Here is a 16,165-nt window from a genome sequence, read left to right as displayed (position 1 = left end):
GATTTCGCGCATGACCCGCCGATCGGCAGAAGCGGAGGGTATTGGATCGTGGCACAGGGGCATGGATGGCGCTTGATCCTCACGCTGCTGACGGCGGCGCTTGGGACGGTTCCGGCGGGAACGCTTCCGGCGCACGCGCAGGATCAGGACGCGCGCATTGCCCGTATCCTGCGCACCACGCCGCTGATCGACGGCCATAACGACTGGCCGGAGGTGCTGCGCGAGCGGGAAGGTGACGCGCGCTGGACCATGGACCTGACCGACCTCTCCAGTCGGCCGGACCGCTACAACACCGACATCGCCCGCCTGCGCCGCGGCAAGGTGGGCGCGCAATTCTGGTCGGTCTGGGTTTCGCCCGAGTTGCCGGGCAAGGAGCAGGTGATCCAGACGCTCGAGCAGATCGATCTCGTGAAGTCGATCTGCACCCGTTACGCTGACACCTTCACCCTGGTCCGCACCGCCGCCCAAGTCCGCCGCGCCTATGCGAATGGCCGCATCGGCTGCCTGATCGGGGTTGAGGGCGGCGGCCAGATCGACGGCAACCTGTCGGTCCTGCGCAGCTATGCGGCACTGGGCGCGGGCTATCTGACGCTCACCCATTCGCGCACCATCGACTGGGCCGACAGCGCCACCGACAATCCGCGCCACCGGGGCCTCACCCCCTTTGGTCGGCAGGTGGTGGCCGAGCTCAACCGGCTAGGCATGCTGGTAGACCTCGCCCATGTCAGCGAGCGGGTCATGCGCGACGCGCTCGCCGTCACCAGGGCGCCCGTGATCTTCTCCCATTCCGGCGCGCGGACGATCAACGACCATCCGCGCAACGTCTCCGACGCGGTGCTCGGGCTGGTGCGCGCCAATGGCGGCGTCGTGATGGTCGATTACGCGCCCATCTATGTCTCCGGCGCCTATCGGCGCTGGTCGGCGGATTCAGCGGCGGAAAAGACCCGGCTCAACGCCCCGCCCTTCAACGGCCTCGACATCGGCGAGCCGGAAAAGGCGGCGGCCGATTATGCCAAATGGCTCGCCGCCCATCCCGCGCCCAGGGTCACACTGGCGCAGGTCGCCGACCACATCGACCATGTCGCGCGCGTTGCCGGCCACGATCATGTCGGGATCGGCTCCGACTTCGACGGCGTCGGGGCGACGCTGCCTCAGGGGCTGGAGGACGTCGCCACCTACCCCGCCTTGCTCGCCGAACTCATGCGCCGCGGCTGGAGCGACGCGGACCTGGCCAAGCTCGCCGGCGGCAACGTCCTGCGCGTGATGGAGGAGGCAGAGCGCGTCGCGCGCGAACTCGCGCCGGTTCGTCCTGAGTAGCCGTTGGGCGAAAAGGTCTTCGACAGGGCTCAGCGCCTGCTCAGCACAGACGGCGGTCCCAAGCCGCTGCCCACCCGCTTGGAGACGCGGCCCACCATCCCCATCTCCCACCCATGACCGATTATTCGCTGCTCGACCTGGTTCCGATCGTCGCCGGAGGCGACGCCGGCACCGCCCTCGCCAACGCCGCCGATCTCGCCGCCCATGCCGAGGGACTCGGCTACCAGCGCTACTGGGTTGCCGAACACCACGGCATGCCCGGCATCGCCAGCGCCGCCACCGCCGTCGTGATCGGCCATGTCGCGGCCGCCACCCGCAGCATCCGCGTGGGCGCAGGCGGCATCATGCTCCCCAACCACGCGCCCCTCACCATCGCCGAGCAGTTCGGCACCCTCGACGCGCTGTTTCCGGGCCGCATCGACCTGGGCCTCGGTCGCGCGCCCGGCTCCGACCAGCGTGTCGCCCGTGCGCTGCGCCGCACGCTGGAGACCGATCCCAACGCCTTTCCGCAGGACGTGATGGAGTTGCAGTCGCTGTTCGCAGGCGACGGCCGCACCGGCATCGAGGCGGTGCCGGGCGGCGGCGCCAACGTGCCGCTCTGGATCCTGGGCTCCAGCCTGTTCGGGGCGCAGCTCGCCGCGGCGCTTGGCCTGCCCTACGCCTTTGCCTCGCACTTCGCGCCGGCAGCGCTCGACCAGGCGCTTGCGATCTATCGTCGCGACTTCCGCCCCTCGGCCCAGCTCGACAAGCCCTATGCCATGGCGGCGTTCAACGTGCTCGCCGCCGACACGGACGAAGAGGCGCGCTTCCTCGCCAGCTCGACCGAGCAGTCGTTCGTCGCCATCCGCACCGGCAACGCCATCCCGATGCCCCCGCCGGTCGAGGGCTATCGCGAGTCGATCGGTGCCCAGGGCGCGGCGATCCTCGACCAGGTGCTCGAATGCTCGGCGATCGGCGGACCCGACACCGTCGAGCGTGGGCTCGCCGCCTTTCTGGAGCGGACCAAGGTGGATGAGGTGATGATCACCGGCGCCATGTACGACCCCGCCGACCGCCGCCGCAGCACCCGCATCGCCGCAGAGGCGATGCAGCGCCTGAATGCGCACGGCTGACCCTTGCAGCGCCCGCGTCCTTCGCGTACCGGCACGGGCACCGGGCGCTTAGCTCAGTTGGTAGAGCATCTCGTTTACACCGAGAGGGTCGGCGGTTCGAGCCCGTCAGCGCCCACCACGCGCCCCCCAGGCGCATTCCCGGACAGATTGGCACAGCGGCACTGCTTGGCCGCGCCTTCCGCCACGGCTATTGCGCCCGCATGATCGCGATCGGTTGCCTGGCGCTCATCATCCTGCCGCTGCTCGGGCTTGCGCTGGGCGGGATGCTGGCGGGTCCGGACGGCGCCACCTGGGGCGCGATCCTCGGGCTGGTGGTGGCGCTGGGGATCAGCGGGTTCATGGGCTATGCGCTGGTAAAGATCGGCCGCCGGCGCTAGCCGCCCGCACGCGCAGCCTTTCGCCGCCTCGCCCGTTCGGGACTCCAAAGCCCGGAGGATTTCCATGACAGACGCCGCCACCCGCCCCCTCGCCGTCGTGACCGGCGGCTCCAACGGCATCGGCCTGGAGCTTGCCCGCCAGTTCGCCGAAAACGGCCACGACCTGTTGCTCGCGGCCGAGGACGAGGCGCATCTGCGCGCGGCGGCCGGCGCGCTTGCCGCCACCGGCGCCGGCGTCGACATTCACGCCAGCGACCTGGGCCAGGAGCAGGCCGTCGAAGCGCTGTATCGCGCGATTGCCGCGACCGGGCGGCCCGTGGACGTGCTGTGCGTCAACGCGGGCATTGGTCTTGGCGGCGCGTTCGTCGAGACGGATCTTTCGACCGAGCTGCAGATGATCGACCTCAACATCCGCGGCGCGGTGCAACTCACCAAGCTCGTGCTCAAGGACATGGTTGCACGGGACAGCGGCAAGCTGCTCTTCACCTCGTCGATCGCGGCCACCATGCCCGATCCGTTCGAGGCGGTGTATGGCGGCACCAAGGTGTTCCTGCGCTGGTTCGGCGAGGCGCTGCGCAACGAGCTGAAGGACACCGGCATCACCGTCACCGTGCTGATGCCCGGCGTTACCGACACCAATTTCTTCAACCGCGCCGACATGCTGGACACCCGCGCAGGCGGCATGGAGAACAAGGACGACCCTGCCGACGTCGCCAAGGCCGCCTATGCCGCGCTGATGGCGGACAAGGACAAGGTGCTGCCCAAGCTCAAGAACAAGGTCATGGGCGCCATCGCCGACGCGCTGCCGGACAAGACCGCCGCCCAGATCCACCGCGGCCTCTCGGAGCCGGGCTCGGCCGGCTGAGCGCGGGTCGGCGATGGCCCGCAGCCCCAAGCTCAAGGTGTTCCGCACGCCCATCGGCTTCCACGACGCCTATGTCGCGGCGCCGAGCCAGAAGGCGGCGCTTGAGGCCTGGGGCAGCGACCACGACCTGTTCGCGCGCGGCATCGCCGAACGGGTCGAGGACCCGGAGCTTACCCGCGAGCCCCTGGAGCAGCCCGGCACCGTGATCCGCCGCCTGCGCGGCACCACCGCCGAGCAGATCGCCGCGCTTCCGAAGGACAAGCCGCGCCGCGCGGAGGCGCCTGCCAAGGCAAGGCCGGCGCGCACGCCCAAGCCGAAGCCCGATCGCGGCGCGCTGCGCGAGGCCGAGGATGCGCTTGCCGACGCCGAGGCCCGCCATGCCGACGAGCAGGCCGAGCTTGCCCGGCGTGAAGAAGACCTCGCCCGCGAGCGCCGCGCGCTGGAGAAACGTCAGGCGTCCGAGCAGGCGCGCCTCGCCCGCAGGCGGGACGCGGAACGCGACCGCTATGATCAGGCGATCCGCGACTGGCGCGGCTAGTTACGATTTGCCGAGTGGCGGGAACAGCCCTGCCCGCCCATGGTTGGTCCGGCGAACGACTGAATGGAGCGCACCGCCATGACCGACAAGAGAACCGGCATCCCCCAGGACGGGGAAGGCAATTCCGACCAGCAGGCGCAGGGCGTGTCGGGCTTCCGGGGCGAGCGGGGCAGCAACCCTGCCGTCGAGCACCCCGAACAACGTCGCACAGTCCCGACGGAGGCAGGCGCGATCGTGGTCGAGGAGACTTCCGGCACCAGCTTTGCCGAAGCCAGGGGCACCGGCCAACGCGCCGCAGACGAACCCCGTGTCGGCACGCCCGAGACCGACGAACGCAACCTCCCGCCCGAGGCGCCGGAAGACGATCCCGATCACCTGGGCTGACACAGCGCGGCCAGCGGGCGCATCGACGCCCGCTGGCCGCGCCGCACCCGTCAGGCGGGTTGCAGTGCCTCTTCGTTGATCTCCGCGTCGGCGATCGCGGTCAGGTCCTCGTCGGTCTGCGATTCCTCCTGCAGCGTCTCGTCGAGCAGCTTCACCGCGTCCTCGAGGCCGAGCACGCCGGCCCAGCGCTTGAGCGTGCCGTAGCGGGTGATCTCATAATGCTCGACCGCCTGGGCGGCCGCGAGCAGGCCCGCGTCGAGCGCCGGCGTGCCCTTATATTCCTCCATGATCTCCTCGCCCTCGGCAAGAATGCCCTCGATCGCATCGCAGGTCTTGCCGCGCGGCGCCTTGCCGATGATCTCGAACACCTGCTGCAGGCGCTCGATCTGACCTTCGGTCTGCTCCTTGTGCTTCTCGAAAGCCGCCTTGAGCGCTTCCGACTGCGCCGCCCGCTTCATCTTGGGCAGCGATTTCAGGATCTTGCGCTCGGCGTAGTAGATGTCCTTGAGCGTGTCATGGAACAGCGTGTCCAGGGTCTTTTGCGCCACGGCTTGGTCTCCAGCTAGGGAGCCCCTGAACCGCACGGGCTGGACGAAGGTTCCTGCCCCCGCGCCAGTCGCGCGTTCCACCGGGCCAAGAATCTACCTAGCTCAGTTCGGCGGAGTTCCTGCCGCCACACCTTCCCTTGCGAAGCGGATCGGCGGTGCTTCAGGCAGGTAGAGCCCGTAATATTCGCCCGCACGCTGTTCGGGATGCGCGACAAAGTCGATGAACGGCGCGTCGCAATGCGGGCAGCGAAACGGATTTTGGTAGGCAAAACGCGATCCGTCCGGCGCAGCCGGCAGGCGAGCCTCGAGCGCGGCGAGCGCCTCCGGATCGGGATCGGACAGCGGCGCCGGGGCGCCCTCTAGTCTCGCGTCTACCGTCAGCGTGTACCGGCTCGAACCGGAATAGAAGTAGGCAGTCTCCCCAAAGCCCGCGTGAAAGGAGCGGACAAGGAACGTGCGGGCGCAGCGGTCGCACTCGCACGACAGCAGGATGTTCCCTGGCGTAACCAGTCCGGAAAAGTGCAAGCCCCGCGCGAACAGGCCGCGTCCATCCAGCGCCGGGATGCTCGGCGCTTCCGGGAGGAAGAATGGCTGGAACCGGATGCCAATCTCGTCTTCGCCGATCGGCGCGCCCGACGAATGCTCCGGCCGTTCAGTGACCACGGCATCGGCCTGGCAACCCAGATGCGGGTGAACCCGGACGCTCAGGTGCAACCAGCCTTGTTCCGCTGGCAGTTGGTGGCGGTGGACCGTCCCGGCGCTGTCTTCGAAATCGATCGTGGCAGGCGCGTCGAGTTGGACATCCGGGCAGATTTCGCAGGGCACGTCGCCCTGCCCGACGCTCGCAACCTCCCGCCCGTTCACCCGAACGACGAGCAGACGATCCTGCTTCTCAGGGGTCTGTTGCCTCGCCGCCCTGAACAAGTTCCGCAAACCCATGTCCATTCTCCCCGCAGGCGATCTTCGACACCGCATAGCCGATCGCCTGGGCGACGGTCAGCACGGTCTTATCATCCGGCCCGGCAAGCCGCGGCCTGCCCTCGAACCCGGCACCCGTAAGCCGTGCAGCGCGAAATACACGCAAAAGGCCGCCGCGCCGCAAGGAGCAGCCGGGCAGGTGGAAGCGCGATGACATCCGCCACCCGAGTGCGGAGCACCGTTCCCGGCATCGGCCTGTAGGGCCTGGATGCGACCAACGACTTCTCGTCGCCCGACGGCCTGTGGTTCGGCCTTCCGAGCAACCCGTCGGGTCAGGTCACGCCCTTTATGTGGATGCAGACCGACGACAGCGCCTTTACCGACCAGACCAACTGCATGATGCTGGCGGCAATCCCGGGCATCGTCGGCGACGGCAAGGCACAGGCGGTGACCAGCAACTGGCCTGCCAGCCAGACGGCGGCCGCTCCGGACCAGCGCCCGCGATCGTCCACCATCGTGATCACGCGCGACGACGGCGGCGTCGTCGGCCTTTGATGCAGAGGCGTCCCGTTCAGCCCGGCGGCTGAACGGGACACACCGGGGCAAGCGGATGCAGGGCGCCTTCAAAGACGCCAGCCTCGCGGCGACGCTCCTTCCACGGGGCGCGCGCGGGTCCCGAAGCCAAAGAAGTGGCGGATCTCGCGCGCATCGGCATGGCGCAGCAAGATGATAGCGGTCGCAGCCGGATCTATCCGCACCAGCCGGAACATCGATGTCGTGAAATTAGAGCACAAGGCTACGCCGCTCATTGTCGGCGCGAACCGTTGATTTCTCCGGCGGAACGCTGAGTAATCAGCCGCCTGGACCTCCGGAACAATCCGGAGGGAGAGTGGTGCCCAGAAGAGGACTCGAACCTCCACGACCTTGCGATCGCCAGCACCTGAAGCTGGTGCGTCTACCAATTCCGCCATCTGGGCACGGGGTAGGCCGGCGCCTCTACGGTTCCCTGCCGGGGGTGTCAACAGCCCCTTGTACGATTTTTCAGGACCGCAGCGTTCCCTTGCCCTTCCGGGCACATCGCGGCATGGGCGGACACACGCGAAAATTCCTGGTCGGACCAAGGCTGAGCACGATGAAAAACAAGGTAATCACCCTGATCGGCGGCGGCGGTTTCGTCGGCCGCTATGTCGCGCAGGCCCTGCTGCGCCGCGGCGCGCGGGTGCGCATCGCCCAGCGCGATCCGCGCCAGGCCTATTTCCTGCGCACGCAGAGCGCGCTGGGCCAGACCCAGTTCATCGCTGCCGACGTGTCGCGTCCCGACACGATCGCCCGCGCCATGATGGGCGCCAATGCGGTGGTGAACCTGGCCGGCACGCTTACCGGCGACATGGATGCGATCCAGGCCAAGGGCGCAGCCGCCGTCGCAGAGGCAGCCCGCGCCGCCGGGGTCGAGGCGCTGGTGCACCTGTCGGCGATCGGCGCGGATGCCAATGGTGAGACGGCCTATGCCCGCTCCAAGGGCGAAGGCGAGGCGGCGGTGCGCCAGAATTTCGACCGCGCTACCATCTTGCGCCCGTCGCTGATCTTCGGTCGCGAGGACCAGTTCGCCAATCGCTTCGCCCGCATGGTCGCCAGGCTGTCGGTGGTGCCGGTGGTGGCGCCCAAGACGCGGTTCCAGCCGGTCTATGTCGGCGACGTGGCAGCCGCTACGGTTGCGGCACTCGAGGATCCGGAGCGCTTCGGCGGCCGCACCTTCGAACTCGGCGGGCCGGACGTGCTGACGATGGCGGAGCTGATCCAGCAGGTCGCCGCGCTCCTCGACCGCAAGATCCGCACGGTGGAGCTCGGCAGCGGCATGGCCGGTCTGGTCGCAGCGCTTCCCGGCACGCCGATCACCCGCGACCAGCTGCGCATGCTGGGCCACGACAACGTCGTGACCGCGGGTACGGACGGGCTGGCGGCGCTGGGCGTCACGCCGACCCCGTACGAGTCGGTCGCGCCGCAGTGGCTGGTCCAGTATCGTCGCAACGGGCGCTTCTCGCGCCACGTGCACGTCGCCTGACGCTTTTCCGGACGGGACACGCATGACCGATCTTCTGACCATCATCCTCCTCGGCATCGTCGAGGGGGTGACCGAGTTCCTGCCTGTCTCGTCGACCGGTCACCTGATCCTCGCCGGCGCCCTGCTGGGCTTCAAGGACGAGGCATCGGGCACGTTCGAGATCGTGATCCAGCTTGGGGCGATCCTGTCGGTGATCGTGCTCTACTGGCGGCGGTTCTGGGACGTGTTCGTGGGGCTTTCCCGTCGCGACCCCCGCGCGATCGCCTTTACCCGCAACGTGGCGCTCGCCTTTCTCCCCTCGGCCGTGATCGGCCTGCTCGTCTACAAGATGGTCAAGGCGATGCTGGAGAGCCCGATGACGGTCGCGGTCGCGCTGGTCGTCGGCGGCATCGCCATCCTGGTGATCGAGCGGCTGGTGAAAACGCCCCGCACCACGGACGTCGAGCAGATCAGCTGGAAGGTGGCGCTGGGCATCGGCATCATCCAGTGCCTGGCGATGATCCCCGGCGTCAGCCGCTCGGGCGCCACCATCATGGGCGCGCTCGGCCTGGGCGTCGATCGCAAGACCGCGGCGGAGTTCAGCTTCTTCCTCGCCGTTCCCACCATGCTCGCGGCTTCGGCCTATGATCTCTACAAGAACGCCGCCGACATCGGCAGCGACGGCTGGCTCGCGATCGCGATCGGCTTTGTCGTGTCCTTCGTGGTCGCGCTGCTGGTGATCCGCTGGTTCCTGGGGATCGTCACCCGCCACGGCTTCACCCCGTTCGCCTGGTACCGAATCGTCGCTGGCGGCGTCGCCATCGTGTGGCTTTCGCAGCTGTAGGACCGGATCGGCCGCATCTTCTTCGCTGAAGCTGCGAACCTTTCGCAACTCTGCCAGCTTCTGCGAAGAACAAGGTCAGCATTGCTGACCTAGCGACATAATATTTCGTGACTTAGCCTTCCGGCTGTGCTTTTCGCACAGGCCGGAGGAAGTCATGGCTGCTGACCAGATGCTCAAGTTCGTTGCGCGCCCCCAGGCCTATCCGGCCAAGCGGGAGCCGGAGCTGCGTGCGGAGGATTTTCGCGAGATCGCGGATCGCTATGCGACGCCAACCGCGGAGGACCAGGCCGGACGCTGCTCGCAGTGTGGCGTGCCCTATTGCTCGGTGCACTGCCCGCTCCACAACCACATCCCCGACTGGCTGCGCCTGACGGCGGAGGGGCGGCTGCGCGAGGCGTATGAGCTGTCCAACGCCACCTCGACCATGCCCGAGATCTGCGGCCGCATCTGCCCGCAGGACCGGCTGTGCGAGGGCAATTGCGTCATCGAATTCTCCGGCCACGGCGCCGTCACCATCGGCTCGGTGGAGAAGTTCATCACCGACAAGGCCTGGGACGAAGGTTGGGTCGAGCCGGTCGCGGTCGGCCCGGAACGCGGCCAGTCCGTCGGCATCATCGGCGCCGGCCCTGCGGGGCTTTCGGCCGCCGACTGGCTGCGCACCGCGGGCTATGAGGTTCATGTCTATGACCGGCACGATCGCGCCGGCGGCCTGCTCACCTATGGCATCCCGGGCTTCAAGCTCGAGAAGCACGTCGTCACCCGCCGGGTGCAGCGGCTGAAGGACGGCGGCATCATCTTCCACGAAGGCTTCGACCTCGGCCGCGACGCGACCATGGAGCAACTGCGCCAGCGCCATGACGCGCTGCTGGTCGCAACCGGCGTCTACAAGCCGCGCGCCATCAAGGCGCCGGGTGTGGCCACCGACGGCGTGGTCGACGCGCTCGACTATCTCACCGCCTCCAACCGCAAGAGCTTCGGCGATGCGGTGCCTGCCTTCGACGGCGGCGCGCTCAATGCGGAGGGCAAGAAGGTCGTCGTGATCGGCGGCGGCGACACCGCGATGGATTGCGTGCGCACCGCCATCCGCCAGGGCGCGACCTCGGTGAAGTGCCTCTATCGCCGCGACCGCGCCAACATGCCGGGCTCGCAGCGCGAGGTCGCCAATGCCGAGGAGGAAGGCGCCGAGTTCGTCTGGCTCTCCGCCCCCGCTTCGTTCGAGGGCGAGGGTAAGGTCACGGCCGTCCGCGCCAGCGGCATGCGCCTGGGCGCCGCCGACGCCACCGGCCGCCGCGCGCCCGAGGTCGATCCGGGCAGCGAGTTCGTGCTGGAGGCCGATCTCGTCATCAAGGCGCTGGGCTTCGATGCGGAGGATCTCCCCACCCTGTTCGGCAGCCCGGATCTCGGCGTCACCCGCTGGGGCACGCTGCGCGTTGACGGCAAGTCGATGATGACCAGCCTCGACGGCGTGTTCGCCGCCGGCGACATCGTGCGCGGCGCCTCGCTGGTCGTCTGGGCGATCCGCGACGGCCGCGACGTGTCCGAACACATGCACCGCTACCTGCGCGAAAAGGCCAAGGCCGCAAAGGCGGGCGCCGCTCCGGTGCCGGAGCGCGAAGCCACGAAGGTCGCGGCATGATCCGCGCGCTCTTCCTGGCAAGTGCGCTTCTTGCCGCGCCTGTCGCGAGCGCGCAGACCAAGCCCGCCACCCCGGCGATAACCCTGGGCCCCGTTGACCCCGCACGTCTTGCCGCGGCCCAGCGAACGATCGCGCTGCTCGTCCCGCAGGGCATCTATGCCAGGATGACGCGCGACCAGTGGCCGCGCATGCTGGAGGCATCGCTCGCCGGCATGAAGGGGCTGTCGGCAGCCGATCTCGGCGGGAGCGGCGCAGGCAGCCCGCTCGACGCGCTGCGCGCCAAGGATCCGGACTTCGACGAACGGCTCGACATTATGGTGCGGGTGATGGGCGAGGAACTCACGCCCATCCTCACACAACTCGAACCGGAGCTGCGCGCCGGCCTCGCCCGCGCCTTTGCCCGCCGCTTCACGGTCGCCCAGCTGGCCGACATCAACGCCTTTTTCGCCACTCCTTCGGGCACGGTGATGGCCGAGAATTTCCTGTCGCTGTTCGCTGACCCGGACGTGATGCTGGAAATGTCCAGGTCCGCGCCGCTGCTGGCAAAGGCGATGCCCGGAATCATTGCGAAGGTGGAAGCCGCGACCGCCCACCTGCCCCCGAAGCCCGACTACGAAAGCGCCAAGTGATGCCCACGTTGGAATCCGAACGCCTCCGCCTCGCTCGCGAAGGCATGTACCGCCCCGAGTTCGAGAGCGACGCGTGCGGCGTCGGCCTGGTCGCCGCGACCGACGGCACCAGTTCGCGCCGAGTCGTCCAGTCGGCGATCGACGCCCTGCGCGCGGTCTGGCACCGCGGCGCGGTCGATGCCGATGGCAAGACCGGTGACGGCGCCGGGCTCCACGTCGATCTCCCCACCCGCTTCTTCGAGGATGCGGTGGCGGTCTCCGGCCACCGCATGCGCCCGAACCGGCTGGCTGTCGGCATGATCTTCCTACCGCGCACCGACCTGGGCGCGCAGGAGACCTGCCGCACCATCGTCGAGAGCGAGATCATCGCCGCCGGCTACACCATCTATGGCTGGCGCCAGGTGCCGGTCGACGTTTCGGTGATCGGGCTGAAGGCGCAGGCGACGCGCCCGGAGATCGAGCAGATCATGATCGCCGGGCCGATGCCCGACACGGTCGACGCGGCCGAGTTCGAGAAGAACCTCTACCTCGTCCGCCGCCGGATCGAGAAGCGCGTGATCGCAGCGCAGATCAGCGGCTTCTACATCTGCTCGCTGTCGTGCCGGTCGATCATCTACAAGGGGCTGTTCCTCGCCGAGTCCCTCTCGGACTTCTACCCGGACCTGAAGGACGACCGGTTCGAAAGCCGCGTCGCGATCTTCCACCAGCGCTATTCCACCAACACCTTCCCGCAATGGTGGCTGGCCCAGCCGTTCCGCTGCCTCGCCCACAATGGTGAGGTGAATACGATCCGCGGCAACAAGAACTGGATGCTCAGCCACGAGATCAAGATGGCGAGCCTGGCGTTCGGCGAACGGTCTGAGGACATCAAGCCGGTGATCCCGGCCGGCGCGTCCGACACCGCCGCGCTCGACGCCGTGTTCGAGGCGATCTGCCGCTCCGGCCGCGACGCGCCCACCGCCAAGCTGATGCTGGTGCCCGAGGCGTGGCAGGAGAATGAGGACCTGCCCGCCGGGCACCTGGCGATGTACGAATATCTCGCCTCGGTGATGGAGCCGTGGGACGGGCCGGCGGCGCTGGCGATGACCGACGGCCGCTGGGCGGTCGCCGGCATGGATCGCAATGCGCTGCGCCCGTTGCGCTACACCCAGACCAACGACGGCCTGCTGATCGTCGGCTCCGAGGCCGGCATGGTCGTGGTGCCGGAGGCAAGCGTGCTGGCCAAGGGGCGCCTTGGGCCGGGCGAGATGATCGCCGTCGACCTGCACGAAGGCCGGGTGTTCGACGATCGCACGATCAAGGATCAGCTCGCGGCCGAGGCCGACTACCCGGCCATGATCCAGAACTTCGTGACGATCGACGATCTCGCGCCGGTCGCGGGCGAGCAGCTGCCGCGTTACACCCGCGCCGAGCTTGCCCGCCGTCAAGTCGCCGCCGGCCAGACGCTCGAGGACATGGAGCTGATCCTGAGCCCGATGGTAGAGGGCGGCAAGGAAGCGATCGGCTCGATGGGCGACGACACGCCGCTTGCCGTCATCTCCGACAAGCCGCGCCTGGTCAGCCAGTTCTTCCGCCAGAACTTCAGCCAGGTGACCAACCCGCCGATCGACCCCTTGCGGGAGCGGCAGGTGATGTCGCTGCGCACCCGCTTCGGCAACCTCGCCAACATCCTCGACACGCAAGAGCGCGCCAGCAAGGTGCTGGTGCTCGACAGCCCGGCGCTCACCAGCGAGGAATGGCTGCGGCTCAAGGTCTATTTCGGCGCTCAGGCGGCAGAGATCGACTGCACCTTCGAGGTGTCGGACGACCATGAGGTGCTGCGCGCCGCCATCCAGCGCATCCGCCAGGAAGCCGAGCAGGCGGTGCGCGAAGGTCGCAGCGAGCTGTTCCTGACCGACGAGAATGTCGGGCCCGATCGCGTCGCGATCCCGGGCGTGCTCGCGGCCGCTGCCGTCCACACCCACCTCGTGCGTCGGGGCCTGCGCTCCTATGCGTCGGTCAACGTCCGCACCGCCGAATGCCTCGACACGCATTATTACGCGGTGCTCGTCGGCGTCGGCGCGACCACGGTGAACGCCTATCTGGCCGAGGCCGCGATCGCCGATCGCCACGCCCGCGGCTTGTTCGGCGACATGCGCTTCGACCAGTGCCTCGACCAGCATCGCCATGCGGTGAATGAGGGCCTGCTCAAGATCCTGTCGAAGATGGGCATCGCCGTCATCTCCAGCTATCGCGGCGGCTACAACTTCGAGGCGGTCGGCCTGTCCCGCGCGCTGGTCAACGACCTCTTCCCGGGCATGCCGGCGAAGATCTCGGGTGAGGGCTATCACTCGCTCCACTACAGCGCGATGCTCAAGCACCAGGCGGCGTTCGACCGCGGGGTCGCCACGCTCCCGATCGGCGGCTTCTACCGCCAGCGCGACGGCGGCGAGACCCACGCCTATTCGGCGCAGCTGATGCACCTGCTGCAGTCGGCGGTCGCCCGCGACAGCTTCTCGACCTACATGCAGTTCTCGCGCGGGGTGCGCGACCTGCCGCCGGTCTATCTGCGCGACCTGCTCGAGTTCAACTATCCCGACGAGGGGATCGCGATCGAAAAGGTCGAGGCGATCACCGAGATCCGCAAGCGCTTCGTCACGCCGGGCATGTCGCTGGGCGCGCTGTCGCCCGAGGCGCACGAGACGCTGGCGATCGCGATGAACCGCATCGGCGCCAAGGCCGTGTCGGGCGAGGGCGGCGAGGACAAGGCGCGCTATCAGCCGTACGAGAACGGCGACAACGCCAACTCGACGATCAAGCAGATCGCGTCCGGCCGCTTCGGCGTGACGGCCGAATATCTCAACGCCTGCGACGAGATCGAGATCAAGGTGGCCCAAGGCGCCAAGCCCGGCGAGGGCGGCCAGCTGCCCGGCTTCAAGGTGACCGAGTTCATCGCCAAGCTGCGCCACGCGACGCCGGGCGTCACGCTGATCTCGCCGCCGCCGCACCACGACATCTATTCGATCGAGGATCTCGCGCAGCTCATCTACGACTGCAAGCAGATCAACCCGCGCGCGCGCGTCTGCGTGAAGCTCGTCTCCTCGGCGGGCATCGGCACGGTCGCGGCCGGCGTCGCAAAGGCGCATGCCGACGTCATCCTGGTCTCCGGTCATGTCGGCGGCACCGGCGCGAGCCCACAGACTTCGATCAAATACGCCGGCACCCCATGGGAAATGGGCCTGTCGGAGGTCAACCAGACGCTCACCCTCAACGGCCTGCGCGGCCGCGTGACGCTGCGCACCGACGGCGGCCTCAAGACTGGGCGTGACATCGTCATCGCCGCGATCCTGGGCGCCGAGGAGTTCGGCATCGGCACGCTCTCCCTGGTGGCAATGGGCTGCATCATGGTGCGCCAGTGCCATTCGAACACCTGCCCGGTCGGCGTGTGCGTCCAGGACGAGAAGCTGCGCGCCAAGTTCACCGGCTCGCCCGAAAAGGTCATCAACCTGATGACCTTCATCGCCGAGGAAGTGCGCGAGATCCTGGCCCGCCTCGGCGTCTCCAGCCTCGACGAAGTGATCGGCCGCACCGAGCTGCTCCGCCAGGTCAGCCGCGGTGCCGAGCATCTCGACGACCTGGACCTGAACCCCGTCCTCGCCAAGGTCGACGCGACCGACGCGGAACGCCGCTTCTCGCTGAGCACCTTCCGCAACGAGGTGCCCGACAGCCTCGATGCGCAGATGATCAAGGACGCAGCCGCCGTCTTCTCGCGTGGCGAAAAGATGCAGCTGACCTATTCGGTGCGCAACACGCACCGGGCGGTCGGCACGCGGCTCTCCAGCGAGATCACTCGCACCTTCGGCATGTCCAAGCTATCCGACGGCCACGTGACCATCCGCCTGCGCGGCACCGCCGGCCAGTCGCTCGGCGCCTTCCTGTGCAAGGGCATCACGCTCGAAGTGTTCGGCGACGCCAACGACTATGTCGGCAAGGGGCTGTCGGGCGGCGTCATCGTCGTGCGCCCGATGGTGAGTTCCAAGCTCGTCAGCCACCAGAACACGATCCTCGGCAACACCGTGCTCTATGGCGCGACCTCGGGCCGGCTGTTCGCCGCCGGCCAGGCGGGCGAGCGCTTCGCGGTCCGCAACTCGGGTGCCACCGTGGTGGTCGAGGGCTGCGGCGCCAACGGCTGCGAGTACATGACCGGCGGCGTCGCGGTGGTGCTGGGCGACACCGGCACCAACTTCGGCGCGGGCATGACCGGCGGCATGGCGTTCGTCTACGACGCCGACGATCGCTTCCCCCGCCACGCCAACCCGGAAAGCATCGTCTGGCAGCGCCTCGACTCCGCGCATTGGGAGGGCGTGCTGCGCGACCTGGTCGAACAGCACCACCGCGCCACCGACAGCCGCTGGTCGGGCGAGATCCTGGAGGACTGGACCCGCACCCGCAGTCGCTTCTGGCAGGTGGTGCCCAAGGAAATGCTCACCCGCCTGTCCCAGCCGCTGTCGGACAGTCCGGCCGAGGCAGCGGAAGCGGCAATGGTGGCGGCGGAGTAAGGATCTCCGGCCCTGGCTTGCCAGGGCCGGCCCGGTCGCTCATTCGAGCCACGGCACCATCGCACCGCCGTACCCCGGCGAAGGCCGGGGTCCAGCTACGATGGTTGTCGTAGCGGAGCGCACCTTCACAACCGCCTCCTCACTGGACCGCGGCTTTCGCCGGGGTACGGATGGATGGGAGGATGTTCGCTCCAGCCGGATGAACGTCGGGGTCAGGCGCCCGCTGCCTGAGACCCGAGCCGGAGCCGCAATGGAGCCGGGCTTCCCTAGGATGACGCGGAAACCAGGAACGGCAGCATGCCGGTCGCACTCCCGTGCTCCTGCGCAGGCAGGAGCCCAGGGTTCCGGACGCTAGCCGCCGTTGCTCTGCTGGCCCTGGGTCCCCGCCTGCGCGGGGACACGGGCGCTGGTAAGGGCA

Annotated in this window: 14 protein-coding genes and 2 tRNA genes; 13 read left to right on the top strand and 3 right to left on the bottom strand. The window is 68.4% G+C overall.

Annotation, left to right across the window (positions count from 1 at the left end; translation table 11 throughout):
- Positions 1-75 precede the first annotated feature (75 nt).
- The 7 genes from LK533_RS15570 (at position 76) to LK533_RS15540 (ending at position 4,593) form a co-directional block, all read left to right on the top strand.
- On the top strand, positions 76-1,317 hold the full coding sequence (locus LK533_RS15570) for a dipeptidase (RefSeq protein ID WP_229364072.1): 1,242 nt from the start codon (positions 76-78) through the stop codon (positions 1,315-1,317).
- A gap of 113 nt (positions 1,318-1,430) precedes the next feature.
- A complete protein-coding gene (locus tag LK533_RS15565; protein WP_229363993.1) occupies positions 1,431-2,429 on the top strand; it encodes an LLM class flavin-dependent oxidoreductase in 999 nt (332 codons plus the stop codon).
- 42 nt (positions 2,430-2,471) lie between these two features.
- Positions 2,472-2,547 (top strand) — tRNA-Val (locus LK533_RS15560).
- Positions 2,548-2,629: 82 nt separating this feature from the next.
- Positions 2,630-2,806: a hypothetical protein gene (locus LK533_RS15555; RefSeq protein ID WP_229363992.1), complete on the top strand. Its 177-nt coding sequence runs from the start codon at positions 2,630-2,632 to the stop codon at positions 2,804-2,806.
- 64 nt (positions 2,807-2,870) lie between these two features.
- Positions 2,871-3,671: an SDR family NAD(P)-dependent oxidoreductase gene (locus LK533_RS15550; protein WP_229363991.1), complete on the top strand. Its 801-nt coding sequence runs from the start codon at positions 2,871-2,873 to the stop codon at positions 3,669-3,671.
- 13 nt (positions 3,672-3,684) lie between these two features.
- A complete protein-coding gene (locus LK533_RS15545) occupies positions 3,685-4,209 on the top strand; it encodes a hypothetical protein (RefSeq protein WP_229363990.1) in 525 nt (174 codons plus the stop codon).
- A gap of 78 nt (positions 4,210-4,287) precedes the next feature.
- Positions 4,288-4,593, top strand: a complete 306-nt coding sequence (locus tag LK533_RS15540) for a hypothetical protein (protein WP_229363989.1) — start codon at positions 4,288-4,290, stop codon at positions 4,591-4,593.
- A gap of 50 nt (positions 4,594-4,643) precedes the next feature.
- On the opposite strand, the gene LK533_RS15535 is transcribed toward LK533_RS15540, so the two are convergent.
- Both LK533_RS15535 and LK533_RS15530 read right to left on the bottom strand, forming a co-directional pair.
- On the bottom strand, positions 4,644-5,141 hold the full coding sequence (locus LK533_RS15535) for a ferritin-like domain-containing protein (RefSeq protein ID WP_229363988.1): 498 nt from the start codon (positions 5,139-5,141) through the stop codon (positions 4,644-4,646).
- A gap of 102 nt (positions 5,142-5,243) precedes the next feature.
- Entirely contained in the window at positions 5,244-6,080 is an 837-nt protein-coding gene (locus LK533_RS15530) for a hypothetical protein (RefSeq protein ID WP_229363987.1), read from the bottom strand.
- Positions 6,081-6,407: 327 nt separating this feature from the next.
- Here LK533_RS15530 and LK533_RS15525 point away from each other — a divergent pair, with 327 nt between their 5' ends.
- A complete protein-coding gene (locus LK533_RS15525; protein WP_324255321.1) occupies positions 6,408-6,614 on the top strand; it encodes a hypothetical protein in 207 nt (68 codons plus the stop codon).
- A gap of 335 nt (positions 6,615-6,949) precedes the next feature.
- On the opposite strand, the gene LK533_RS15520 is transcribed toward LK533_RS15525, so the two are convergent.
- Positions 6,950-7,036 (bottom strand) — tRNA-Leu (locus LK533_RS15520).
- A gap of 155 nt (positions 7,037-7,191) precedes the next feature.
- Here LK533_RS15520 and LK533_RS15515 point away from each other — a divergent pair.
- The 5 genes from LK533_RS15515 to gltB all read left to right on the top strand — a co-directional run bounded on the left by LK533_RS15515 (position 7,192) and on the right by gltB (position 15,747).
- Positions 7,192-8,121 carry a complex I NDUFA9 subunit family protein gene (locus LK533_RS15515; protein ID WP_229363986.1) on the top strand — a complete coding sequence of 310 codons (930 nt, stop codon included), beginning with the start codon at positions 7,192-7,194 and terminating at the stop codon, positions 8,119-8,121.
- A 22-nt stretch (positions 8,122-8,143) separates the two neighbouring features.
- The gene (locus LK533_RS15510) at positions 8,144-8,944 is read left to right on the top strand and encodes an undecaprenyl-diphosphate phosphatase (RefSeq protein ID WP_229363985.1); all 801 of its coding nucleotides are present in this window, start codon (positions 8,144-8,146) and stop codon (positions 8,942-8,944) included.
- A 154-nt stretch (positions 8,945-9,098) separates the two neighbouring features.
- Positions 9,099-10,580, top strand: coding sequence for an NAD(P)-dependent oxidoreductase (locus tag LK533_RS15505; RefSeq protein ID WP_229363984.1), 1,482 nt, complete (start codon positions 9,099-9,101; stop codon positions 10,578-10,580).
- On the top strand, positions 10,577-11,209 hold the full coding sequence (locus LK533_RS15500; protein WP_229363983.1) for a DUF2059 domain-containing protein: 633 nt from the start codon (positions 10,577-10,579) through the stop codon (positions 11,207-11,209). Before LK533_RS15505 ends, LK533_RS15500 begins: the two co-directional genes overlap by 4 nt.
- On the top strand, positions 11,209-15,747 hold the full coding sequence (gene gltB, locus LK533_RS15495) for a glutamate synthase large subunit (protein ID WP_229363982.1): 4,539 nt from the start codon (positions 11,209-11,211) through the stop codon (positions 15,745-15,747). Before LK533_RS15500 ends, gltB begins: the two co-directional genes overlap by 1 nt.
- Positions 15,748-16,165: the final 418 nt, after the last annotated feature.

The organism is Sphingomonas sp. PL-96 (assembly GCF_020707215.1).
Lineage (GTDB): Bacteria > Pseudomonadota > Alphaproteobacteria > Sphingomonadales > Sphingomonadaceae > Sphingomonas.
The sequence above is the reverse complement of the archived record's forward strand: the minus strand, read 5'-3'. Positions and strand labels throughout refer to the sequence as shown.

Bases quoted from the DNA above. Each gene is read 5' to 3' on its own strand.
- LK533_RS15510 (WP_229363985.1), top strand. From the start codon at position 8,144: ATGACCGATCTTCTGACCATCATCCTCCTCGGCATCGTCGAGGGGGTG.
- LK533_RS15515 (WP_229363986.1), top strand. From the start codon at position 7,192: ATGAAAAACAAGGTAATCACCCTGATCGGCGGCGGCGGTTTCGTCGGC.
- LK533_RS15500 (WP_229363983.1), top strand. From the start codon at position 10,577: ATGATCCGCGCGCTCTTCCTGGCAAGTGCGCTTCTTGCCGCGCCTGTC.
- LK533_RS15555 (WP_229363992.1), top strand. From the start codon at position 2,630: ATGATCGCGATCGGTTGCCTGGCGCTCATCATCCTGCCGCTGCTCGGG.
- LK533_RS15550 (WP_229363991.1), top strand. From the start codon at position 2,871: ATGACAGACGCCGCCACCCGCCCCCTCGCCGTCGTGACCGGCGGCTCC.
- LK533_RS15505 (WP_229363984.1), top strand. From the start codon at position 9,099: ATGGCTGCTGACCAGATGCTCAAGTTCGTTGCGCGCCCCCAGGCCTAT.
- LK533_RS15540 (WP_229363989.1), top strand. From the start codon at position 4,288: ATGACCGACAAGAGAACCGGCATCCCCCAGGACGGGGAAGGCAATTCC.
- gltB (WP_229363982.1), top strand. From the start codon at position 11,209: ATGCCCACGTTGGAATCCGAACGCCTCCGCCTCGCTCGCGAAGGCATG.
- LK533_RS15545 (WP_229363990.1), top strand. From the start codon at position 3,685: ATGGCCCGCAGCCCCAAGCTCAAGGTGTTCCGCACGCCCATCGGCTTC.
- LK533_RS15565 (WP_229363993.1), top strand. From the start codon at position 1,431: ATGACCGATTATTCGCTGCTCGACCTGGTTCCGATCGTCGCCGGAGGC.
- LK533_RS15530 (WP_229363987.1), bottom strand. From the start codon at position 6,080: ATGGGTTTGCGGAACTTGTTCAGGGCGGCGAGGCAACAGACCCCTGAG.
- LK533_RS15525 (WP_324255321.1), top strand. From the start codon at position 6,408: ATGTGGATGCAGACCGACGACAGCGCCTTTACCGACCAGACCAACTGC.